At 57.2% G+C, this 24188-nt stretch carries 17 protein-coding genes; 7 read left to right on the top strand and 10 right to left on the bottom strand.

The window, feature by feature from the left end; genetic code table 11:
• The first annotated feature begins 10 nt into the window (after positions 1-10).
• On the top strand, positions 11-2458 hold the full coding sequence (gene glgP, locus RS584_RS21585; protein ID WP_032103634.1) for a glycogen phosphorylase: 2448 nt from the start codon (positions 11-13) through the stop codon (positions 2456-2458).
• 87 nt (positions 2459-2545) lie between these two features.
• Here the strand turns inward: glgP and glpD are convergent, their stop codons facing one another.
• The gene (gene glpD / locus RS584_RS21580) at positions 2546-4054 is read right to left on the bottom strand and encodes a glycerol-3-phosphate dehydrogenase (RefSeq protein WP_015571453.1); all 1509 of its coding nucleotides are present in this window, start codon (positions 4052-4054) and stop codon (positions 2546-2548) included.
• 285 nt (positions 4055-4339) lie between these two features.
• Here glpD and glpE point away from each other — a divergent pair, with 285 nt between their 5' ends.
• From glpE to RS584_RS21565, 3 genes are read left to right on the top strand one after another with little or no spacing between them, the layout of a single operon-like run.
• Complete coding sequence (gene glpE, locus RS584_RS21575) at positions 4340-4672, top strand: thiosulfate sulfurtransferase GlpE (protein ID WP_015571452.1); 333 nt, start codon at positions 4340-4342, stop codon at positions 4670-4672.
• A gap of 47 nt (positions 4673-4719) precedes the next feature.
• On the top strand, positions 4720-5550 hold the full coding sequence (gene glpG / locus RS584_RS21570; RefSeq protein ID WP_015571451.1) for a rhomboid family intramembrane serine protease GlpG: 831 nt from the start codon (positions 4720-4722) through the stop codon (positions 5548-5550).
• A gap of 16 nt (positions 5551-5566) precedes the next feature.
• Positions 5567-6325, top strand: coding sequence for a DeoR/GlpR family transcriptional regulator (locus tag RS584_RS21565; RefSeq protein ID WP_017384141.1), 759 nt, complete (start codon positions 5567-5569; stop codon positions 6323-6325).
• Positions 6326-6423: 98 nt separating this feature from the next.
• Here RS584_RS21565 and malT read toward each other — a convergent pair whose 3' ends face one another.
• Positions 6424-9129 carry an HTH-type transcriptional regulator MalT gene (malT, locus tag RS584_RS21560; protein ID WP_017384142.1) on the bottom strand — a complete coding sequence of 902 codons (2706 nt, stop codon included), beginning with the start codon at positions 9127-9129 and terminating at the stop codon, positions 6424-6426.
• Between the two features lie 571 nt (positions 9130-9700).
• On the opposite strand from malT, the gene malP reads away from it, so the two are divergent.
• Complete coding sequence (gene malP, locus RS584_RS21555) at positions 9701-12094, top strand: maltodextrin phosphorylase (protein WP_315748607.1); 2394 nt, start codon at positions 9701-9703, stop codon at positions 12092-12094.
• 9 nt (positions 12095-12103) lie between these two features.
• Positions 12104-14185, top strand: coding sequence for a 4-alpha-glucanotransferase (malQ, locus tag RS584_RS21550; protein WP_315748606.1), 2082 nt, complete (start codon positions 12104-12106; stop codon positions 14183-14185).
• Positions 14186-14271: 86 nt separating this feature from the next.
• Here malQ and gntT read toward each other — a convergent pair whose 3' ends face one another.
• From gntT to gntX, 3 genes are all read right to left on the bottom strand, one after another.
• Positions 14272-15588 (bottom strand): gluconate transporter, encoded by a 1317-nt coding sequence (gene gntT / locus RS584_RS21545; protein WP_017384145.1) that lies wholly within the window; start codon positions 15586-15588, stop codon positions 14272-14274.
• A 394-nt stretch (positions 15589-15982) separates the two neighbouring features.
• Positions 15983-16558 (bottom strand): Fe-S biogenesis protein NfuA, encoded by a 576-nt coding sequence (nfuA, locus tag RS584_RS21540; RefSeq protein WP_003861601.1) that lies wholly within the window; start codon positions 16556-16558, stop codon positions 15983-15985.
• A 61-nt stretch (positions 16559-16619) separates the two neighbouring features.
• Positions 16620-17300 carry a DNA utilization protein GntX gene (gene gntX, locus RS584_RS21535; protein WP_315748604.1) on the bottom strand — a complete coding sequence of 227 codons (681 nt, stop codon included), beginning with the start codon at positions 17298-17300 and terminating at the stop codon, positions 16620-16622.
• A 36-nt stretch (positions 17301-17336) separates the two neighbouring features.
• Between gntX and bioH the strand changes: the two genes are divergently transcribed.
• Complete coding sequence (gene bioH, locus RS584_RS21530) at positions 17337-18119, top strand: pimeloyl-ACP methyl ester esterase BioH (protein ID WP_045339135.1); 783 nt, start codon at positions 17337-17339, stop codon at positions 18117-18119.
• Here the strand turns inward: bioH and feoC are convergent.
• From feoC to greB, 5 genes are all read right to left on the bottom strand, one after another.
• Positions 18094-18330, bottom strand: coding sequence for a [Fe-S]-dependent transcriptional repressor FeoC (gene feoC / locus RS584_RS21525; protein WP_017384148.1), 237 nt, complete (start codon positions 18328-18330; stop codon positions 18094-18096). The genes bioH and feoC overlap by 26 nt on opposite strands.
• A gap of 11 nt (positions 18331-18341) precedes the next feature.
• Complete coding sequence (gene feoB, locus RS584_RS21520) at positions 18342-20660, bottom strand: Fe(2+) transporter permease subunit FeoB (protein ID WP_315748603.1); 2319 nt, start codon at positions 20658-20660, stop codon at positions 18342-18344.
• 30 nt (positions 20661-20690) lie between these two features.
• Complete coding sequence (gene feoA / locus RS584_RS21515; RefSeq protein ID WP_015571441.1) at positions 20691-20918, bottom strand: ferrous iron transporter A; 228 nt, start codon at positions 20916-20918, stop codon at positions 20691-20693.
• A 319-nt stretch (positions 20919-21237) separates the two neighbouring features.
• Positions 21238-23568, bottom strand: coding sequence for a Tex family protein (locus RS584_RS21510; protein ID WP_015571440.1), 2331 nt, complete (start codon positions 23566-23568; stop codon positions 21238-21240).
• An 87-nt stretch (positions 23569-23655) separates the two neighbouring features.
• Complete coding sequence (gene greB, locus RS584_RS21505; RefSeq protein WP_017384149.1) at positions 23656-24129, bottom strand: transcription elongation factor GreB; 474 nt, start codon at positions 24127-24129, stop codon at positions 23656-23658.
• Between the last annotated feature and the right edge of the window lie 59 nt (positions 24130-24188).

Below are 24188 nucleotides of genomic sequence, written 5' to 3'. Positions count from 1 at the left end.
AGTTACTGATATGAATGCTCCATTTAGCTACTCTTCCCCCACGCTCAGCGTTGAGGCGTTGAAACACTCCATCGCCTATAAGCTGATGTTTACCATTGGGAAAGATCCCGTTATTGCCAACAAACATGAGTGGCTGAACGCCACGCTGTTTGCGGTGCGTGACCGTATGGTCGAACGCTGGCTGCGCTCCAACCGCGCCCAGCTTTCGCAGGAGACGCGACAGGTGTATTACCTGTCGATGGAGTTTCTGATTGGTCGCACCCTCTCCAATGCGCTGTTATCGCTCGGGATTTATGACGACGTCAAAAACGCACTGGAAGAGATGGGGCTGGATTTAGAAGAGCTGATTGACGAAGAGAACGACCCGGGGCTGGGTAACGGTGGTCTCGGGCGTCTTGCCGCCTGTTTCCTCGATTCACTGGCGACGCTGGCGCTGCCGGGGCGCGGCTACGGTATTCGCTACGACTACGGTATGTTCAAGCAGAACATCGTGGATGGTCGTCAGAAAGAGTCTCCAGACTACTGGCTGGAGTACGGTAACCCGTGGGAGTTCAAGCGCCACAACACGCGCTACAAGGTGCGTTTTGGCGGGCGTATTCAGCAGGAAGGGAAAAAATCCCGCTGGGTGGAAACCGAGGAGATCCTCGCCGTGGCCTATGACCAGATCATCCCCGGCTACGACACCGATGCGACCAATACGCTGCGCCTGTGGAACGCGCAGGCCAGTAGCGAGATCAACCTGGGTAAATTCAACCAGGGTGACTACTTCGCGGCGGTGGAAGATAAAAACCACTCCGAGAATGTGTCACGCGTCCTGTATCCGGATGACTCGACCTACTCAGGCCGCGAGCTGCGCCTGCGTCAGGAGTATTTCCTCGTCTCGGCAACGATTCAGGATATCCTTAGCCGTCACTATCAGCTGCACAAAACCTATGCGAATCTGGCGGAAAAAACCGCCATTCACCTTAACGATACCCATCCGGTGCTGTCGATCCCTGAGCTGATGCGCCTGCTGATTGACGAGCATAAGTTCAGCTGGGATGACGCGTTTGAAGTAACCTGCCAGGTGTTCTCGTACACCAACCATACGCTGATGAGTGAAGCGCTGGAGACGTGGCCGGTGGATATGCTCGGCAAAATTCTGCCGCGCCATCTGCAAATCATCTTCGAGATCAACGACTACTTCCTCAAGACCTTGCAGGAGCAGTACCCGAACGATACCGGTCTGCTGAGCCGCGCCTCGATCATTGATGAATCCAACGGGCGTCGCGTACGCATGGCCTGGCTGGCGGTGGTGATCAGCCACAAGGTGAACGGCGTGTCAGAGCTGCACTCGAACCTGATGGTGCAGTCCCTGTTTGCGGACTTCGCGAAGATCTTCCCGACGCGTTTCTGCAACGTGACCAACGGCGTCACCCCGCGCCGCTGGCTGGCGCTGGCGAACCAGCCGCTCTCCGACGTTCTGGATGAGAACATTGGCCGCACCTGGCGCACCGATTTGAGCCAGTTGAGCGAGCTGGAGCAGCACATTGATTTCCCGACGGTGAATAAAGCGGTACGGGAAGCCAAGCTGCTGAACAAGAAGCGTCTGGCGGTCTGGCTGGCGATGCATCTGAACGTGGTGGCGAACCCGAAAGCGCTGTTCGACGTGCAGATCAAACGTATCCACGAGTACAAGCGTCAGCTGATGAATGTCCTGCACGTTATTACCCACTACAACCGCATTAAGGCTGACCCGACGGCGGAGTGGGTGCCGCGCGTGAAAATCTTTGCCGGTAAGGCGGCGTCCGCGTACTACATGGCGAAGCACATCATTCATCTCATCAACGATGTGGCGAAGGTGGTGAATCACGATCCGGACATTGGCGATAAGCTGAAGGTCGTGTTTATCCCGAACTACAGCGTAAGCCTGGCGCAGCTGATTATTCCGGCGGCGGATCTCTCTGAGCAGATTTCCACGGCGGGGACGGAAGCATCCGGCACCAGTAACATGAAGTTTGCCCTGAACGGCGCGCTGACTATCGGCACGCTGGACGGCGCAAATGTCGAAATGCTGGAGCATGTGGGCGCGGAGAATATCTTTATTTTCGGGAATACGGCGGAAGAGGTGGAGGCGCTGCGCAAGCAGGGCTACTCGCCGCGTGAGTATTATGAAGAGGATGAAGAGTTACGCCAGGTGCTGACGCAAATCGCCACCGGCGTGTTTAACCCTGAGGAGCCCGGACGCTATCGCGATCTGGTGGACTCGCTGATTAACTTTGGCGATCACTATCAGGTGCTGGCGGATTACCGCAGCTACGTGGATTGTCAGGATAAGGTGGACGAACTGTACCGTCAGCAGGAGAAGTGGACCAGCGCCGCGATGCATAACATCGCCAACATGGGATACTTCTCGTCGGACAGGACCATCAAAGAGTATGCCGAGAATATCTGGCATATTGATCCGGTGCGGTTGTAAAAACAAAGCCCGGTGGCGCTGCGCTTACCGGGCCTACGGGATCGAGTAGGCCGGGTAAGGCGGAGCCGCCACCCGGCTTTTTTTCAATTACGACGCCAACGACAATTCACGCTTTCCCGCATGTTGTTGCAACCATTGCGCCACGCGAGACTGCTGCTCGGCATTCAGCCACATCCCTTCTTTAGTACGACGCCAGATAGCATCGTCCAGACGGCGCACCCACTCGTGTTCCACCAGGTAGCGCAGTTCCGCTTCGTACAGCTCATGGCCAAAATGCTCGCCCAGATCGGCAATCTCTTTCGCCTCGCCGAGGAACAGTTCGGTGTTGCTGCCGTAGGTACGGGCATAGTGGCGCGCCATTCCTTCGGTAATGAACGGGAAGCGGCGACGCAGCTTCGCGGCGTAATCGTCGCGGTTATCGCCGATATCGCCGCCAGGCAGCACGGCGCCTTTCGTCCACGCCGGGCCGATGCCTTTGTAATACGGCGCCAGTTTCTCCAGCGCGTGCTCCGCCAGTTTACGGTAGGTGGTGAGCTTACCGCCAAATACCGACAGCAGGGGCGCCTGACCGTCCACGTCATGAATATCAAGCGTATAGTCACGGGTGATGGCCTGCGGTGAGTCAGACTCGTCATCACACAGCGGACGCACGCCGGAGTAGGTCCAGACCACGTCATCGCGCGCCAGCTGTTTCTTAAAGTGCGCGTTGTACACTTTCAACAGGTAGCTGACTTCACTCTCGTCGATCTCAACGTTTTTCGGATCGCCTTTGTACTCCACGTCGGTGGTGCCGATGATGGAGAACTCGTCCATCCACGGGATCACAAACACAATGCGCTTGTCTTCATTTTGCAGGATATAAGCCTGTTTCTGGGTATGCACGCGCGGCACCACAATGTGGCTGCCCTTGATCAGGCGGATGCCGTACGGAGAAGGCAGGTGCATACCGTCATCGAAGAACTGTTTTACCCACGGGCCGGTGGCATTCACCAGGCCGCGCGCTTTCCAGCTAAACTTCTCACCGGTATCCACGTCTTCCGCTTCCACAATCCACAGGCCGTTTTCGCGGCGTGCGGCGGTCGCGCGGGTACGGGTTTTCACCTCGCCGCCTTTCTTCTCGACCATCTGCGCGTTAGCCAGTACCAGACGCGCATCGTCCACCCAGCAGTCGGAATATTCGAAACCGCGCACGATTTCAGGCTTAAGGACCGACTCTGAGCCAAAACGCAAACCGGTCGAACCCGGCAGGCTGGTGCGTTTACCCAGATGATCGTACATAAACAGACCAATGCGGATCATCCACGCTGGACGCAGGTGCGGGCGATGAGGCAGGCGGAAGCGCATCGGGATCGCCAGATGCGGAGCCATTTTCAGCAGTACTTCGCGTTCGGCCAGCGCTTCGCTGACCAGGCGGAATTCGTAGTGTTCCAGGTAGCGCAGGCCACCGTGGATCAGCTTGGAGCTGGCGGACGACGTCGCGCAGGCGAGATCGTTAGCTTCCAGCATCAGCACGGATAAACCGCGTCCTGCGGCATCAACCGCAATACCGGCACCGTTGATGCCACCGCCTATCACAATCAGATCTTTGGTTTCCATAACACCCTCATGCACTTTCGTTAAAGCTCAAAAATGTTCGATATCGCTCATAATAGCAAAGGAACGCGCCTTTGGTAACATCAAAAAAACAATTTAGAGTGATATGGATAACATAATGGCGTTTACCCGCCGCCAGGACGTACACTACGCGGTAAAATAGTGCGGTCTGATGCCCTCACCCCAGCCCTCTCCCACGGGGAGAGGGTGATCCGTTTCCCTCTCCCTCCGGGAGAGGGCTGGGGTGAGGGAAAACCGCACCACACCTGAATATAAGATGAGAACACCATGGATCAGTTTGAATGTATTAACGTAGAAGAAGCCCATCAGAAGATGCACCAGGGACAAGCGGTGCTGGTGGATATCCGCGATCCGCAGAGCTTTGCGATGGGCCACACGCCGGGCGCATTCCATCTCACCAACGACACGCTGGGCGCGTTTATGCGCGATAACGACTTCGATACCCCGGTGATGGTGATGTGCTATCACGGCAACAGCAGTAAAGGCGCGGCGCAGTATCTGCTCCAGCAGGGTTACGACGCGGTGTACAGCGTCGATGGCGGCTTCGATGCCTGGCATCGTCATTTCCCGGCAGAAGTTGAATACGCGTTTGAGCGCTGATCCCGCTATACTGTCCCCTTTTGTGTGGAAATAAGCGACCGCTGCCCATGTTGATGATCACCTCTTTTAGCAACCCGCGCGTCGCCCAGGCGTTTGTCGACTATATGGCGACGCAGGGCATTATCCTGACTATTCAGCAGCATACACAGACGGATGTCTGGCTGGCAGACGAAAGCCAGGCCGGCCGAGTGAACGACGAGCTGGCGCGTTTTCTGGAAAACCCGGGCGACCCGCGTTATCTGGCGGCAAGCTGGCAATCCGGCCAGACCGGCAGTGGCCTGCACTATCAACGTTTTCCGTTTCTCGCCACCCTCCGCGAGCGCGCAGGGCCGTTTACGCTGCTTTTGATGGCAGCCTGCATCATCGTCTTCATTATTATGAGCGTGGTGGGCGACCAGAGCGTGATGATTGCCCTCGCATGGCCGTACGATCCCTCCCTGCAATTTGACGTCTGGCGCTACTTCACGCATGCGCTGATGCACTTCTCGGTGATGCATATCCTCTTTAACCTGCTGTGGTGGTGGTATCTCGGCGGGGCGGTGGAGAAGCGACTCGGCAGCGGCAAGCTGATTGTGATCACCCTTATCAGCGCCCTGTTAAGCGGCTACGTGCAGCACAAATTCAGCGGTCCATGGTTTGGCGGGTTATCCGGCGTGGTGTACGCCCTGATGGGTTACGCCTGGCTCAGAGGCGAGCGCGACCCGGATAGCGGCATCTATTTACAACGTGGATTAATAACCTTTGCGTTAATATGGCTTATTGCCGGATGGTTTGATCTGTTTGGTATGTCTATCGCCAATGGTGCGCACGTTACCGGCCTGGCGGTCGGGCTGGCGATGGCGCTGGCCGATACGCTCCATGCGCGAAAACGAACATAATTCCCAGGGATATTTCATGAAACAAACACAACGTCATGACGCCATTATCGAACTGGTAAAAAAACAGGGATACGTCAGTACTGAAGAGCTGGTGGAGCAGTTTGCCGTCAGCCCGCAAACCATCCGTCGTGACCTCAACGACCTGGCCGATCAGAACCGTATTCTGCGTCACCACGGCGGCGCCGCGCTGCCGTCCAGCTCGGTGAACACCTCATGGCATGACCGTAAGGCGACGCAAACGGCAGAGAAAGAGCGTATCGCCCGTAAAGTGGCGAGCCAGATCCCGAACGGCGCGACGCTGTTTATTGATATCGGCACCACTCCGGAGGCGGTCGCCCATGCGCTGCTGAACCACGAGAACCTGCGCGTGGTGACCAACAACCTGAACGTGGCCAACACGTTGATGCAGAAAGACGATTTCCGCATCATCCTCGCGGGCGGCGAACTGCGCAGCCGCGACGGGGGCATCATCGGCGAAGCGACGCTCGATTTTATCTCTCAGTTCCGCCTCGACTTCGGCATTCTGGGGATCAGCGGCATCGACAGCGACGGCTCGCTGCTGGAGTTTGATTACCACGAGGTGCGCACCAAGCGCGCGATCATTGAAAACTCACGTCACGTGATGCTGGTGGTGGACCACTCCAAATTTGGCCGTAACGCGATGGTCAACATGGGCAGCATCAGCATGGTGGATGCGGTTTACACCGACGTAATGCCGCCGGCGGGCGTGATGCAGGTAATTAAGGATAACAATTTGCAGCTGGAATTGTGCTAGCAGTTGTGTCGGATGGCGCTGCGCTTACCCGACCTACAAAATTTTCTCCCTCTCCCTGTGGGAGAGGGCCGGGGTGAGGGCATCAGACCGCAGAGGAATTACACTCCATATCCCATCATCTTCAACAGCTGCTGCGCATGCTGCACCGCATCCTGTCGATGCGCTACGCCCAGCTTCTGATACAGATTGCGAATGTGCGTTTTGATGGTGGTCGCCGCCACCGCCAGCTCACCGGCAATCTGCTCGTTGCTGTAGCCGGAATAGATCAGCCCCAGCACCTGCCATTCACGCTGGGTGAGCGGGCTGGTGCGGATAAGCTCCGGCACTTCCGGATGGTTCAGCAGACGTTCAACAAAGTTCTCATCGAAGTGCGCAAACTTGTGGCGGTGGTGCTGGTTAATCTCGCGCAGAATGCGCTGGGCGCGATGCTGATCGAGTTCTGGCAGTGTGTTGAGCTGAATCAGCTGGCGCAGCTGCTGGGCCATCACTTCACCCTCAATCACAAAGTGGCTGATAAACCCGGTGCGGTTCGCCAGCTGCAACGCTTCCAGCAGTACGCGCTGGGCATCGTTTTTACGTCCCGCCTGCCAGTAAAGCTGGTTTAACAGCAGCAGGTTGCGGTTTAAATCGCTCATCAGGCGCAGGCTGCGGGCGTTTTCGTTTAACTCTTCCAGCACAATCTCGGCAGGCTCAAAGTCACCCAGCAGGATCTGCACGCGGGCGATGTTGCGCCACTGGCTTTGCAGGAAGTGGTTATTGGCAAATTCCGGTTTAGGCGTATGACGCAGCCAGTTGGCGGCGGACTTTTTATCGCCGGTCATCTGCCAGTAAATCACCCGCACCTTATCGGCGTTGGATACCCAGTCGCTATGGTACTGCCCGTTGCCGAGCAGGTTTTCCAGGCGGTTAAGATGGTTGCGGGCATTATCCAGGTCGCCGCGCGCCAGCGAGCACTGCACCAGCAGAGCCAGACACTGGAGCTGCTGCTGCGGCTGGAAGCTCGAAAGGACATTCAGACCCTGGCGGGCGCTGCTTTCTGCTTCATCCAGACGCGACCATGCCCACAGCAGCTGAGCGCGAATACGCAACAGGAACTCGTGCATCGGCAGCTGTTCCAGATGCTGTTCACGGATCAGCTGGAACGCTTTCTCCTGGTTTTCCCAGGCGGCTTGCAGGAACCCCTGAGCAAATAAAATCTCGCTTTGCTGGATCAGGCTCCAGAGGGCGTAATGCCAGACATCGTGGCGGCGCGCCATCTGTTCGGTTTGCTGCATGAGTGAAAGCGAACGCGTGAGATCGCCCTTACAGTGCAGCACTTCGCCGTGTACCGAGGTGGCCACAATACGGCTGTAAAAATTCGCCAGCGGCAGCTCATCCAGCGCGACCATCGCCAGCCGTTCGGCTTCCTCAGGGTCACCGTCGTTAATCGCCACCTGCGCACGCAGGGCGTTAAATTCGCCATGCAGGGTGGTATCCATCTCGCTTTCCATCTCCTGCTCGGCGCGCGCCAGCAGGGTGTTCACTTCGCTGTAGCGATGCTGGCTCTGCATCAGCCAGGCCTGGAGCAGCACCAGACGCGGATTCTCCAGCAGGCTTTCCCACGGCAGCGCTTTTAACGACTCTTCCAGCAGCGTCAGTTCACTGTGGTTGAACAGTCCCCACGCGTGGTTGAGCAGAATATCGCGCAGCATACCGGCATCCCCGGCGGCCAGCGCATGGTGGATAGCCTCGCTCGGAAAACCTTGCGCCATCCAGCTTTCGGCGGCGGCGCGGTGAATGTCAGGCAGCTCTGCGGCCAGTTCCCACTGGCAACGCTGGCGCAGGAAGCTGCCAAACAGCGGATGGTAGCTAAACCATTCGCCGGGATCGTCCATGCGCGTCAGGAACAGACCCTGACGTTCAATCTCTTCGAGCTGAAGCTGCCCGTTTTCAATGCCGGTGACGCGCACAATCAGCGCATCGTTCATGGAACGCAGCAGGGAGCTTTTCAGCAGGAAATGGCGGGTGGAGAGGTCAACGCTGTCGAGTACCTCATCCACCAGATAATCCGACAGGTGGCTGGCGTTGATGCCCGCCAGGCGGCGTGCGGACTGATGCGTCGGGCTGTTGTTTTGCCGCGCGGAGAGGGCAATCAGCTGAAGCGCCGTGGCCCAGCCGGCAACGTCATCGCACAGGCGGCTGCTTTCCGACGCCTCAATCGGAGACGTCAGGCGGCAGTCAAAGAACTGCTTCGCTTCCTGATGGGTAAAGGCCAGCTGCTGACTGCCGATTTCCAGCAGCTGATCGCGCACGCGCAGGTTGGCAATGCCCAACTGCGGAAGGTTACGCGACAGGACAACCAGCGTCAGGTTTTCCGGCTGATGGCGCAGGAAGAAACGCATGGACTCGTGAATAACCGGGTTGGTGATCAGATGATAATCATCAATCACCACATACAGCGGGCGATGCCATTCGGCCAGCTCGATAAACAACTGGGAGAAAAGAGAGGACAGGCTGGCGTACTGGCGCTTTTGCACCATCACCTCGCTGGTGACGCAGTGTCCGTTGGTTGCCTGCTGAATCGCGGCAATTAAATAGCTGGCAAAACGCTCCTGCTGGTTATCCCCTTCATCCAGGGAGTACCAGCCAAGATCGCTTTTACCTGCCGCCCATTGCGAAATGAGCGTTGTTTTTCCATAACCCGCAGGACTCGTAACCAGCGCCAGTCGGAAATTATGCGCACCGGAAAGTTTAGCCAGCAGGCGCTCGCGGACCACAGTATGGTCAAGACGAACCGGGCGACTTAATTTGGACGGAATCAACATAGTTTTCACTTCACTGTGGGGAACGAGAGAATTTATTTTTTTTGCGCTTCGTAATTAATATCTATAAGTTCGGCCAATAGAGGAACTATTGCAAGTTATGTCTGGGTTTGGAGGCTCTGAATTTGCACTCTGTCACAAAACATTCTCATCACTGATGGAACTTTCCGTAAATGGCTGGATGCCGCGCTGCTTCTGGCTTGTGTGCATAAGTCGCGGTTGCGCTGAAACTGGTTTCAGAAAGAGATAATGACGCTGAAGTTAATTAACTTCGGGGAAAGTTGCATCGGCTTAATAGGGGTGCTGAATAATCGCGACGCGCGGAAATATTATTCTACGTAAGTAATCATTTCAGCGATGATTAATTCCTCCGAAACTGCATTTCATTTCTTTGACGCTCTTCCGGGATCGCTTTTTCAGCGAAGCGCACACTCACACAGTGGCCTCGATCACACTTTTATGCTCATCCCCGCTACTCCTCCCTGTCTAATCCCCGACAGGAGGAGGAAGAGGCGCAATGAGCCAGGCACACTAGCGCTAAATGTTTTTACTCTCTACAGGATGCCGATTCCCTATGTCACAGCCTACTTTCAACAAAGCTCAATTTCAGGCTGCCCTGACGCGTCAGTGGCAGCGTTTTGGCCTTCATGCTGCAAACGAAATGACGCCTCACCAGTGGTGGCAGGCGGTGAGCGGGGCGCTCGCAGAGCAGCTGGACGCTCAGCCTGTGACGAAGCCCGTGAAAGGCCAGCGTCACGTCAACTACATTTCAATGGAGTTCCTGATTGGCCGTCTGACGGGTAACAATCTGCTGAACCTTGGCTGGTATCAGGAGGTCGGTGACGTGCTGAAAGAACACGACATCAACCTGACCGATCTGCTGGAAGAAGAGATTGATCCGGCGCTGGGTAACGGCGGTCTGGGACGTCTGGCAGCCTGTTTCCTGGATTCCATGGCAACCGTGGGCCAGTCGGCGATTGGCTATGGCCTGAACTATCAGTACGGCCTGTTCCGTCAGTCATTTGCCGACGGCCATCAGATGGAAGCGCCGGATGACTGGCACCGCAATACCTATCCGTGGTTCCGCCACAACGCGCAGCTGGATGTGCAGGTCGGGATTGGCGGGAAAGTCACGAAGCAGGGACTCTGGGAACCGGCGTTCACCATTACCGGTGAAGCCTGGGACCTGCCGGTACTCGGCTACCGTAACGGCGTGGCGCAGCCGCTGCGCCTGTGGCAGGCGAAGCACGCGCATCCGTTTAACCTGACCAAATTCAACGACGGTGATTTCCTGCGCGCCGAGCAGCAGGGGATCGACGCCGAGAAGCTGACCAAAGTCCTCTACCCGAACGATAATCATCTGGCGGGTAAAAAGCTGCGTCTGATGCAGCAGTACTTCCAGTGCGCCTGCTCCGTGGCGGATATTCTGCGTCGCCACCACCTGGCGGGCCGCAAGCTGGCTCAGCTGCCGGACTTCGAAGTTATTCAGCTTAACGACACGCATCCGACCATTGCCATCCCGGAGCTGCTGCGCGTGCTGATCGACGAGCATCAACTGAGCTGGGACAACGCCTGGGCCATCACCAGCCGCACCTTCGCCTACACCAACCACACCCTGATGCCGGAAGCGCTCGAGTGCTGGGATGAGAAGCTGGTGAAAACGCTGCTGCCGCGCCATATGCAGATCATCAACAAGATTAACGACCAGTTCAAAACGCTGGTGGAGAAAACCTGGCCGGGCGATAAGGCCGTCTGGGCGAAGCTGGCCGTTGTGCACGACAAGCAGGTGCGCATGGCGAACATGTGCGTGGTCAGCGGCTTTGCGGTGAACGGCGTGGCCGCGCTGCACTCGGATCTGGTGGTGAAAGATCTCTTCCCGGAATACCACCAGCTGTGGCCGACCAAATTCCATAACGTGACCAACGGCATCACGCCGCGTCGCTGGATTAAGCAGTGCAACCCGCTGCTGGCCGGCCTGCTGGACAAGACCCTGAAGAAAGAGTGGGCCAACGACCTGGACCAGCTCATCAACCTGGAAAAACAGGCCGACAACGCGAAGTTCCGCGAGCAGTACCGCGCCATTAAGCTGGAGAACAAGGTTCGTCTGGCCGAGTTTGTGAAAATGCGCACCGGAATTGAGATTAACCCGAATGCGATTTTCGATATCCAGATCAAACGACTGCACGAGTACAAACGTCAGCACCTGAACCTGCTGCACATTCTGGCGCTGTACAAAGAGATCCGCGAGAACCCGCAGGCCGACCGCGTCCCGCGCGTGTTCCTGTTCGGTGCGAAAGCGGCGCCGGGCTACTACCTGGCGAAAAACATTATCCTTGCCATTAATAAAGTGGCGGCGGCGATCAACAGCGATCCGAAAGTGGGCGACAAGCTGAAGGTGGTGTTCCTGCCGGACTACTGCGTTTCTGCGGCTGAAATGCTGATCCCGGCGGCGGATATTTCCGAGCAGATCTCTACCGCCGGTAAAGAAGCGTCCGGTACCGGCAACATGAAGCTGGCCCTGAACGGCGCGCTGACCGTCGGCACGCTGGACGGTGCGAACGTCGAAATCGCCGAGAAGGTCGACGAAGAGAACATCTTTATCTTCGGCCATACTGTTGAAGAAGTGAAAGCCATCAAAGCCAAAGGGTACGACCCGGTGAAATGGCGTAAAAAAGATAAAGTGCTGGATGCGGTGCTCAAAGAGCTGGAAAGCGGGAAGTACAGCGACGGCGACAAGCACGCGTTTGACCAGATGCTGCACAGCATGGACAAACAGGGCGGCGACCCGTACCTGGTGATGGCTGACTTCTCGGCTTACGTTGAAGCGCAGAAGCAGGTCGACGTGCTGTATCGCGACCAGGATGCCTGGACCCGCGCGTGTATCCTGAACACCGCGCGCTGCGGTATGTTCAGCTCTGACCGCTCAATCCGTGATTATCAGGCTCGTATCTGGCAGGCAAAACGCTAAGGAAGCGCGATGGAGAGTAAACGTCTGGACAGTGCCGCGCAGGCGGCGAGAATTAGCCTCAGTTACATCAATGCGCACGGCAAACCGCAGTCTATTGGTGCGGACACCAAAAGACGTTTGCTGGATGCCATGCACAAAACCGACGCGAAAGCGTCGGGTGCGCCGGTGCCGAACGTCAAGGTCTTTACCGCGGGCAAAAAGATGCCGCTGGCGGTGGAAGGGCGCGGCGAGTTCAGCTGGCTGCTCACTACCGAAGAGGGGCATCAGCACAAAGGCCATGCCACCGGCGGCAAAACCCTCAACCTTCCGGCGAAGCTGCCGGAGGGCTACCACACGCTTACGCTTACCCGGGACGACCAGCGTTTTCACTGTCGGGTGATTGTGGCGCCAAAGCGCTGCTATGAGCCGCAGGCGCTGCGTGAAGGCAAAAAGCTGTGGGGCGCCTGCGTGCAGCTCTATACCCTGCGTTCGGACAGCAACTGGGGCATTGGCGATTTTGGCGACCTGAAAAAGATGCTGGCATCTGTTGGTGAGCGCGGCGGCGCGTTCATCGGCCTCAACCCGATCCACGCCCTCTATCCGGCGAATCCGGAAAGCGCCAGCCCGTACAGCCCGTCTTCCCGTCGCTGGCTGAACGTGATTTACATCGACGTTAACGCGTTAGACGATTTCAAAAACAGCAAAGAGGCGCAGGCGTGGTGGAAGCTTGAGACCACGCAACAGCTGCTGAAACAGGCCCGCGATGCGGACTGGGTTGATTACGCCTCCGTTACCGCGCTGAAAATGGCGGCTCTGCGTCTGGCCTGGAAGGGCTTTGCGAAGCGTGACGACGAGCAGATGGCAGCCTTCCGCCAGTTTGTGATGCAGGAAGGTGAGAGCCTTTACTGGCAGGCAGCGTTTGATGCGCTGCATGCGTATCAGGTTCAGGAGGACGAGATGCGCTGGGGCTGGCCGGTGTGGCCGGAAGCCTATCAGTCCGTTGATACCCCGGAAGTGAAGGCATTCTGTGAGACGCATGCCGACGAGGTGGATTTCTATCTCTGGTTGCAGTGGCTGGCGTACAGCCAGTTTGCCGCCTGCTGGCAGGTGAGCCAGGGCTATAACATGCTGATCGGGTTGTATCGCGATCTGGCTGTCGGCGTGGCGGAAGGCGGGGCGGAAACCTGGTGTGACCGTGAACTTTACTGCCTGAAAGCTTCTGTGGGGGCGCCGCCGGATATTCTGGGCCCGCTCGGTCAGAACTGGGGCTTACCGCCGATGGATCCGCACGTGATGGCGGCGCGTGCCTACGAGCCGTTTATCGACCTGCTGCGCGCTAACATGCAGAACTGCGGTGCGTTGCGTATCGACCACGTGATGTCCGTGCTGCGCCTGTGGTGGATCCCGTACGGTGAAACGGCTGACCACGGGGCGTACGTGCAGTATCCGGTGGACGACCTGCTCTCAATCCTCGCGCTGGAGAGTAAACGTCATCAGTGCATGGTGATTGGCGAAGATCTCGGTACCGTGCCGGTGGAAATTGTCAGCAAGCTCCGCGACAGCGGGGTTTACTCCTACAAAGTGCTCTATTTTGAAAACGACCATGAGAAAACCTTCCGCGCGCCGAAAGCGTACCCTGAACAGTCAATGGCAGTCGCGACGACGCATGATCTTCCTACGCTCAGAGGCTACTGGGAAAGCGGCGACCTGACGCTCGGCAAAACGCTGGGTCTCTACCCGGATGAAGAGGTTCTGCGTGGGCTGTATCAGGATCGCGAGCTGGCGAAGCAGGGGTTGCTGGATGCGCTGCATAAGCATGGCTGTCTGCCGAAGCGCGCCGGGCATAAGGCGTCGCTGATGTCGATGACGCCAACGCTTAACCGTGGCTTACAGCGCTATATTGCCGACAGCAACAGCGCGTTGCTCGGTCTGCAACCGGAAGACTGGATTGATATGGCGGAGCCGGTAAACATCCCCGGCACCAGCTATCAGTACAAAAACTGGCGCCGCAAGCTGTCCACAACGCTTGAAGCGATGTTTGCCGATGACGGGGTGAACAGGTTGATTAAGGATTTGGACAAGCGCAGAAGAGCGGTGGGTAAGAAGCGGTAGTTTCACCCTCACCCTAACCCTCTCCCAGGGGGAGGGGGAATAGAATGTAGGCCGGGTAAGCGTTAGCGCCACCCGGCTTTTTTACATCAAACCACCATATTCAACAGCAGCACCCCGACCAGACCGCACACCGAAATAATGGTTTCCAGCGCGGACCAGGACTTGATGGTTTCACCGATGGTCAGGTTGAAGTACTCCTTGAACAGCCAGAAGCCCGGATCGTTCACGTGGGAGAAAATCACGCTACCGGAACCAACCGCGATAACCATCAGCTCAGGGCTGACGCCCGTGGTCGCAATCAGCGGCGCAACGATACCGCCCGCGGTAATCGCCGCAACGGTCGCAGAGCCCAGCGCGATACGCAACACCGCGGCAATAGACCATGCCATCAGCAGCGGGGAGACGTTGGTTTCATGCATCATGGCCGCGATGTATTTATCCACGCCGCTGTCGACCAGCACCTGCTTGAACGCGCCGCCACCGCCGATGATCAGCAGCATCATGGCAATGATTTTGATGGAAGAAGTCAGCGTGTCGTTGATCTGATCCATGGAACGGCCACGGTTAAGACCGAAGGTGAACATGGCGATCAGGACCGCAATCAGCGTCGCCATCACCGGGTCGCCCAGGAACTCCGCAACGGACAGGAACGCGTGACCTTTCGGCAGAACCATCTCTGCTATGGCACGCATCGCCATCAGGATCACCGGTACCAGTGAGGTCCAGACGCTGACGCCAAAGCCTGGCATCTCTTCTTCAGTAAAGGTTTTGGCGCTGTACAGCCCTTCCGGGATAGGCTTATCAATGCCTTTCAGGAAGCGCGCATACACCGGGCCTGCCAGAATCACGGTTGGGATTGCCAGAATCGTACCGAACAGCAGGGTTTTACCCATATCGGCATGGAAGATGGTGGCGATAGCCGTTGGGCCCGGATGCGGCGGCAGGAAACCGTGGGTGACGGACAGCGCCGCAGCCATCGGCACACCCACGAACAGCAGCGGGATGTTGGCGGCAGCGGCGATGGTGAACACCAGCGGCAGCATCAGCACGAAGCCCACTTCATAGAACAGCGCGAAACCGACGGTAAAACCGGTTAACACCACCGCCCATTGAATGTTCTTCTTACCAAATTTGTCGATCAGCGTGGTGGCAATACGCTGTGCGCCACCGCAGTCCGCGAGCATTTTACCGAGCATGGCGCCGAAGCCCATGATCAGCGCCAGGCTGCCGAGCGTACCGCCGACACCGGCTTTAATGGAGCTGATAACTTTAACCAGCGGCATTCCCTGCATCAGACCGACTGCAAGTGCCACCAGAACCAGAGCGATAAATCCGTTCATTTTGAAGCGGATCATCAAGAGCAGTAATAACACAACACCGATAGCGACGATGACTAATGGCATGATTGACCTGGCCTTTGAATTGTTATGGGTAACGTCATTGTTTCAACGACAAATTCCGGTTGTCCCAACTGGGAACAGAGTGTTAACGGCACTCATACTGATGCCTGCGAAAACGTTAAGTTTAGTCGGCTGTTATAAGGGTGTTGAGTGCCCACGAGAATGATACGGGTAACATGCGGTGATTGAGAATCACCCAGGCAGGTAAAATTTAAATTATGAGACGCAGGTCAACATACAGAGGGAGAGGTAAACGCAAAACGGTAACCCTGAGGTTACCGTTTTTAATGTTTTCACCCTCTCCCGTGGGAGAGGGCCGGGGTGAGGGCATCAGACCGCACTGTTTTTGTAGGCCCGGTAAGTGCAGCGCCACCGGGCAATACAGACGGGTACTGAATCAGTAGTAAGAGTGCTCGCCGCGCTGGTGCTCGGTCAGATCGCGCACGCCTTTCAGTTCCGGGAATTCGTTCAGCAGCTGCTTCTCGATCCCTTCTTTCAGGGTTACATCAACCATGGAGCAGCCGTTACAGCCGCCGCCGAATTGCAGGATCGCCAGACCATCTTCGGTGATTTCCATCAGGGAAACACGTCCCCCGTGGCCGGCCAGCTGCGGGTTGATCTGCGATTGCAGCAGATATTCCACACGCTCCATCAGCGGGGCATCGTCAGAAACTTTACGCATCTTCGCGTTTGGCGCCTTCAGCGTCAGCTGAGAACCCAGCTGGTCAGTGACGAAATCAATCTCCGCATCTTCAAGATACGGCGCGCTCAGCTCATCAACGTACGCGGTGAGCTGTTCAAATTTAAGGGCAGTGTCAGTTGCTTCCACAGCATCCGGAGGACAATAAGAGACACCACATTCTGCATTCGGAGTGCCTGGATTGATCACAAACACGCGGATCTGCGTCCCTTCTTCCTGATTTGCCAGCAGTTTGGCAAAGTGCGCTTGTGCAGAATCGGAAATACGGATCATAGCTTTGGCCTAATAGTTGACTAAATTACCTGGGTATAATCATACGCCCATTGAAGAAGGGCTACAAGGTACGGCACAGACACCATACCTGAACTGACGCGGCGCCGCTTTGCAAAAGCAGTCGGGAAAGTTCAGCCACGGTACTGCCCGTGGTGACGACATCATCCACAATCGCGATATGGAGGCCGTTGACCGGCAATTCAAGGCGAAAGGCGTTTTTCAGGTTCCTTTTGCGCGACCGGGCGTTGAGCCGGTGCTGAACGGCAGTGGCATGAGTACGTTTCAGCGCAGAGGCTGGGTACCGGCAACCCAGCCATTGGGCGAGCGGACGGCACAGCAGGTCGCTCTGATTGTATCCCCGCCGCCAGTGCCGACGCTGAAACAGTGGCACGTTCACAAGCGTGTCGACCGGCGGCAGCCCGCGCGTTCTTCGCGCCTGTAATACCGCCAGTAACAACAGGCGTGCCAGGGGCTGCGCCAGTGCAGTCTGGCTGGAAAACTTAAACTGATGAACCAGACGACTCAGCGGCAAAACGTAATCATCCACCGCCACCAGCGCGCTCCACGGCGGCGCTTTTTTCAGGCAACGGCCGCAGGGGAGCGTCTGGCTTACGGCAGGCAAGCCGCATTGCGGACAGCCCTTCAGGTAACCCAGCGCTCGCGTGCAAACGGAACAGACGCCCCACGCGCTCATCGCAAGTGGCATTCGGCATAGCCAGCACAAGCCGGGCACTGTTAGCATACGCAACCTCCATGTGAAAAAAGAGAACGTTAACTGATGAAGACGCTGTGGTGGCAGACCGTTGGGACGGGAAATTGTCATCTTGTGCTGCTGCACGGATGGGGACTGAACGCCGAAGTGTGGCGTTGCATAAGTGAGGAACTGGCCTCGCAATTCACGGTACACCTGGTGGATCTACCGGGCTATGGCCGCAGCCACGGCTACGGCGCGATGACGCTCGACGACATGGCGGAGCAGGTTCTGGAAGCGACGCCGCAAAAAGCCGTCTGGCTCGGCTGGAGCCTGGGCGGGCTGGTGGCAAGCCAGATTGCGCTGCGCCATCCTGAACGGGTCCAGGCGCTGGTGACCGTGGCCTCATCACCCTGTTTCAGCGCCCGCGAGGCGTGGCCGGGCATCAAACCTGAGGTGCTGGCCGGGTTCCAGCATCAGCTGAGCGAAGACTTCCAGCGGACGGTGGAGCGTTTCCTGGCATTACAGACGATGGGAACAGAAACCGCCCGTCAGGATGCGCGGACGCTGAAGCAGACGGTGCTTTCTCTGCCGATGCCGGAGGTTGAGGTGCTGAACGGAGGGCTGGAAATCCTGAAAACGGCCGATCTGCGCGAGCCGCTGGCGTCGTTAACGGTGCCGCATCTGCGTATTTATGGCTATCTGGATGGACTGGTTCCGCGCAAGGTGGTTCCGCTGCTGGATGCGCTGTGGCCGGAGAGTAAATCAATGGTGGTTGCCAAAGCGGCACATGCGCCGTTCATCTCTCATCCTGCTGAGTTTTGTTCGGCGCTGTCCGGTTTTATCAGCGAAGCGTCCACCACTCCCTGAGACAGGCTTTACCTTCAGGACAACTCTTACAACTGCCGGACAGACAACCGTCCGGCTCTTCCTGAATGCGCACGGCTTTCCCCATGGCCTCCAGCCTTTCCAGCATGGCATCGATCATCGGCTGCGGCGTATGCAGGCTGAGGCTGAGCTGCTTCGCCTCCATTCGTCCCTGTAACGCCAGTAAGTCACGAACCTGAATCAACGATGCCATGTTTTTTTCCCTCAGTGACAGTCGCCCGCAGGGCTACTACAGCAGGTTGTCGGGGTTTTACGCGTCGCCAGCAGGTTAACGTCAACGCGGCTACGCGCCCGGCGCAGCAGGCCAATCACCATCACGTTAAACAGGATCACCGCGAGGATACAGACCAGGCTGTAGCGCGGATGCTGGCTATAATTGACGGCCTGATAAAACACGGTCGCCAGCGAGTAGGCAATGTTCAGCCCCCACAGAATGGAGAAGCCCATCCAGCCACGGCTGGACTCACGGGCAATGGCGCCCATGACCGAGATGCACGGAATATAGAGCAGGACGAAGATCAGGTAGCTGTAGGCCGCCGACGCGCTGCCAAATTTCTGGCCCATCACGCCCATTGCTCCGGTCGCCATTTCGCCGTCGCCTTTGCTGGCTTCAATCGGGTTCGCCAGTACGCTCAGGCTGAAGGTGTCTTTCAGGCTCTGCCAGGTTTCTTCCACCGCGCCAAGCAGTTCATCGCCGAGGTTGAACGCTGCCGGATTAAACTCCTCTTCCTGGATGTTTTCCGCGGTGTAAAGCGTGTTCAGGGTGCCGACAACCACCTCTTTTGCCATCGCGCCGGTGAACAGGCCCACGGTTGCCTGCCAGTTGTCTTTCTGAACGCCAATCGGTTTGAAGACCGGCGTAATGATCCGGCTGACGGAGGCCAGGGCAGAGTCATTAATGTTGTCCGCGGCCTGGCCGCTCAGAGTGAAGCTGTTCAGGGCGCTCAGGAAAATGCTGACCACCACAATCACCTTACCGGCGCGCAGAACGAAGCCCTTCAGGCGCTGCCATGTCTGAATAATCAGGCTTTTCAGATGCGGAACGTGATAAACCGGCAGTTCCATCACGAACGGCGACGCTTCGCCACGCATGATGGTGTGCTTCAGCATCAGGCCGGTGAGAATAGCCATCACGATACCCAGCACATACAGGGAGAAGACGGCCAGCGCTCCTTCCTGACCAAAGAACGCCGCGGCAAAGACCGCGAAGATCGCCAGCCGCGCGCCGCAGGACATGAACGGCGCCATCATGATGGTCATCAGGCGTTCGCGCGGGGCATCCAGCGTACGCGCGCCCATGACTGACGGCACGTTACAGCCAAAGCCGACAATCAGCGGCACGAAGGATTTGCCCGGCAGCCCCAGCGCCTGCATCAGGCGGTCCATCACGAAGGCGGCGCGCGCCATGTAACCGGAATCCTCAAGGAAGGAGAGGAACAGGTACATCATGCCGATCTGCGGCACCAGCGGCAGGACTGTATTGATCCCGCCGCCGATCCCCTGCGCAAGGAAGATGGTCAACCATTCCGGGAAGTGGAGGGTGTAGCCCAGCCACTGAATACCGTGCACGAAGATAGCGACAGAGCCGCCATCAAAGATAGGTTGTAATGCACCGCCGATGTTAATGGCGAGCAGGAACATCACATACATCACCAGTAAAAAGATCGGTAAACCGAGGAAGCGGTTGAGCACAATCTTATCCACGGCGGCGGTGAAGCGGCTGGGTTCAGCGGTTAATGCATTGCTGACCACGTCACAGATAGCGGCGATGGCCTGATAGCGCGCATCCGCAATGTGCAGGGCCGGGTCATCCAGCTCGTCGCTCAGGCGAGCCTGTGCGACATCCAGCTTATCCGCCGCATCGCCTGCGTAGGCGCGGCTGTAGATATCGCCTTCCAGCATTTGCAGGCCAAGCCACTGACGTTGTCTGGCGGGCATGCTGTTATCCATCTCCTGCGCCAGCTGCCCGGCTTCGCGCAGCAGCGGCTGGGCGTAGTGCACCAGTTCGACGTCGGCATTGCCCGTGTGGCGGTCAATCGCCAGCTTCAGGGCGTCAATGCCGCGAGCGCGGGTGGAAACCAGCGGAACCACCGGGCAGCCCAGACGGGCGGAGAGGGCATCGACGTCGATGCGCAGCTTTTGCTTCTCCGCGATGTCGAGCATGTTAAGCGCCACGATGCAGGGAATACCCAGCTCCAGCAGCTGTAACGTGAGATACAGATTTCGTTCGAGGTTAGAGGCATCCACCACGTTGATAAGCAGATCCGCGTCGCCGCTCAGAATATAGTGGCAGGCAATTTGCTCATCGAGAGAGGTCTGGGATGAAATCGTGGTGAGGGAATAGGTCCCCGGTAAATCAACCAGTGTGACCTGATTATCTGTCGTGGTGAACTGGCCTTCTTTGCGTTCAACCGTCACGCCTGCCCAATTTCCCACACGCTGGCGTGCGCCAGTTAACTGATTAAATAAGGTTGTCTTGCCGGAATTAGGATTGCCAATTAAGCCAATAGTTAATTTTTTCATTGTAGTAGACTCACTGAAACCGCTGGCTTGTTAACGGGATAAAGATTCAATTTCAATTAATGCGAGATCTTTTTTACGCAGAACCAGATTAACGCGTCGGGTTTCGATATGAACTGGATCGCCCAACGGCGCAACGCGCACAACCTGGAATGATGAGCCGGGTAGCATGCCCAGTGACAGGAGCTTCTGCCGATAGGCCGGGCTTATCTCACGGGTAAAACCGATAATTTTCCACGCACTGTCTGGAGTGAATTGCATAGCGCCTGATTCCACGATAGGTTAAATAATCTACACTGCGATGATAATGAGAATAGTTTTTATCAGCAATAATAAAAATGTGACGGGATGTTGTTAATCGTATTAATTTGCGGTCTGCTTGACCTTGCTCAATATTTGCGAAATTGAGGTGAAAATAAAAAGAAGGCTATTTGTTAATGAGGTGATAATTCTTGGTTTAAATATGGATACAACATATTTATTTTAATTCCCTGCGGCCTGCTTGCCGGGCGGCACTGCGTTTGCCCGGCCTACAAAACCGTAGGCCCGGTAAGCGTCGCGCCACCGGGCATTTACAGCATTAGCGTTTCTTACCCATCGCCGCTGCCAGCGCATCCATCATCGCGCTGTTGCCCGCCGGCTGTGCGTCACGTCCGCGTGGCTTCGCGGCTTTCGCTGCCGGACGCTGCTGTTCACGGCCACCGCCATTACCGCCACGGCGCGCGTTAGTGTCGCCCGGCTGCTCGTCCAGACGCATGGTCAGGGCAATACGCTTGCGCTGGAGATCCACTTCGAGCACTTTCACCTTCACGATGTCGCCCGCTTTGACCACGGTGTGCGGATCTTCAACGAACTTGTCGGCGAGGGAAGAGATATGCACCAGACCATCCTGATGCACGCCGATATCCACAAATGCGCCAAAGTTGGTGACGTTGGTTACCGCCCCCTCCAGCACCATGCCCGGCAGCAGGTCGTTCATGGTTTCTACGCCCTCAGCAAAGGTCGCGGTTTTAAACTCAGGACGCGGATCGCGGCCCGGTTTTTCCAGCTCTTTGATGATGTCGGTCACCGTCGGCACGCCGAACTGTTCGTCGGTGAAATCCACCGCTTTCAGGTTACGCAGCGCGCTGCTGTCGCCCATCAGGTCTTTCAGCGCTTGCCGGGTGGCGGCCAGGATGCGCTCAACAACAGGGTACGCTTCCGGGTGAACGGTAGAGGCATCCAGCGGGTTATCGCCGTGGTTGATGCGCAGGAAGCCCGCGCACTGCTCAAATGCTTTCGGCCCCAGACGGCTCACCTTCAGCAACTGCTGGCGGTTCTGGAACTGACCGTTCTCATCACGCCAGGCGACGATATTCTGCGCCATCATACGGGTCAGGCCCGCCACGCGGGTCAGCAGGGGAACGGAAGCGGTGTTCAGGTCCACGCCGACGGCGTTAACACAGTCTTCCACTACCGCATCCAGCTTGCGCGCCAGCTGCGTCTGGCTCACGTCGTGCTGATACTGGCCCACGCCGATGGATTTCGGGTCAATCTTCACCAGCTCCGCCAGCGGATCCTGCAAACGACGGGCGATAGAGACCGCGCCGCGCAGGGAAACGTCCAGATCCGGGAACTCCTGCGCTGCCAGTTCCGAGGCGGAATAGACAGATGCCCCCGCTTCACTGACGATCACTTTCTGCGCCGTCACTTTCGGGAACTGCTTCTGCACGTCGAGATAGAAACGTTCAGTTTCTCGGGACGCCGTACCGTTACCGATGGCAACCAGCTCAACGTTGTACTTCTCGCACAGCGCGGCGACGACGACAGCCGCTTTCGCTGCCTGACCGGTGTGCGGGTAAATGGTGTCGGTGGCGACAAGCTTGCCGGTGCCGTCAACCACGGCCACCTTCACGCCGGTACGCAGACCCGGATCGAGACCCATGGTGGCGCGCAGGCCAGCTGGCGCCGCCATCAGCAGGTCGTGCAGGTTACGGGCGAAGACGTTGATCGCTTCGTCTTCGGCGCGCTCGCGCACGGTGCCCATCAGCTCGGTTTCGAGGTGCATCAGCACCTTGATGCGCCAGGTCCAGCTCACCACGCCTTTGCGCCAGCTGTCCGCCGGGGCGTTGTTCAGGCGCAGGCCGAGATGATCGATAATGATCTGCTCGCAGTGGCTCTCTTTTGGCGGCTCGTCAAACTGTGGATCGGCATTCAGGGAGAGTTGCAGCACGCCTTCGTTACGGCCGCGGAACATCGCCAGCGCGCGGTGAGACGGCGCGGTAGAAATGGGTTCGTGGTGATCGAAGTAGTCGCGGAATTTCGCGCCTTCTTCCTCTTTGCCGGACACCACGGTGGAGACGATATGCGCGTTCTTCCACAGGTAATCACGCACTTTGGCCAGCAGCGCCGCGTCTTCGGCGAAGCGCTCCATCAGAATATAGCGCGCGCCGTCCAGCGCGGCTTTGGTGTCCGCTACGCCTTTATCGGCGTCGATAAATTTGGCGGCTTCGGTTTCCGGATCGTGAGACGGCTCGTTCCACAGCAGATCGGCCAGTGGCTCAAGGCCGGCTTCGATCGCAATCTGCCCGCGCGTGCGGCGCTTCGGTTTGTACGGCAGATAGAGGTCTTCGAGCTCGGTTTTACTCAGGGTACCGTTAATGGCTTTTTCCAGGTCACTGGTCAGCTTGCCCTGCTCGCCGATAGATTTGAGGATCGCCTGACGTCGGTCTTCCAGCTCGCGCAGATAGCCCAGACGGGTCTCCAGGTTTCGCAGCTGCGTGTCATCCAGACCGCCGGTGACTTCCTTACGATAACGTGCAATAAACGGCACGGTGTTCCCTTCATCAAGCAGGCGAACGGCAGCTTCTACCTGTTCGGCTCTGGCCTGAAGTTCACCCGCAATAATGCGGCAGAGCGACTCTTTCATCATGGTCAGTTCATCTTGTGGATCGAAAATCAGGGGGATAGTTATACGGGCTGACACCAAAAAATGCCAGCCGGGGAGGGCGCTCTCGGACTATTTAACATACTCGATTTCGTTGACGTACCAGCTTGCTTCACCCGCAGGCGTCTGGACAACGGCTAAATCGCCTACCTCTTTTTTCAGCAGGGCGCGGGCCATGGGTGAGTCGATAGAAATGTAATCCTTACGACCGAAAATTTCATCGTAGCCGACGATACGAAAACGCAGGGTGTCGCCGCTGTCGTTTTCAATTTCGACCCACGCGCCGAAGAAGACTTTACCTTCCTGCTGCGGGGAGTAATCGACAATTTTGAGATTCTCGAGGCACTTCGTCAGGTAGCGTACCCGGCGATCGATTTCGCGCAGCCGCTTTTTATTGTACTGGTAGTCCGCATTCTCGCTGCGGTCGCCCAGGCTTGCTGCCCAGGTGACTTTTTTGGTCACTTCCGGACGCTCTTCGCGCCACAGGTAATCCATCTCTTTTTTGAGTTTCTCGTACCCTTCACGGGTGATCAGAGGCGTTTTCATGGTGCAGCCTTTAATGCCGGTTAACTGTCTTTGCGCACAATACGTAGCGCACAGTGTAA

Origin of the sequence: Enterobacter sp. DTU_2021_1002640_1_SI_PRY_ASU_LCPMC_013, assembly GCF_032389435.1 — a bacterium.
GTDB classification, from domain to species: Bacteria; Pseudomonadota; Gammaproteobacteria; order Enterobacterales; family Enterobacteriaceae; genus Enterobacter; species Enterobacter hormaechei_C.
This window is presented reverse-complemented; position numbering and strand designations above follow the sequence as displayed.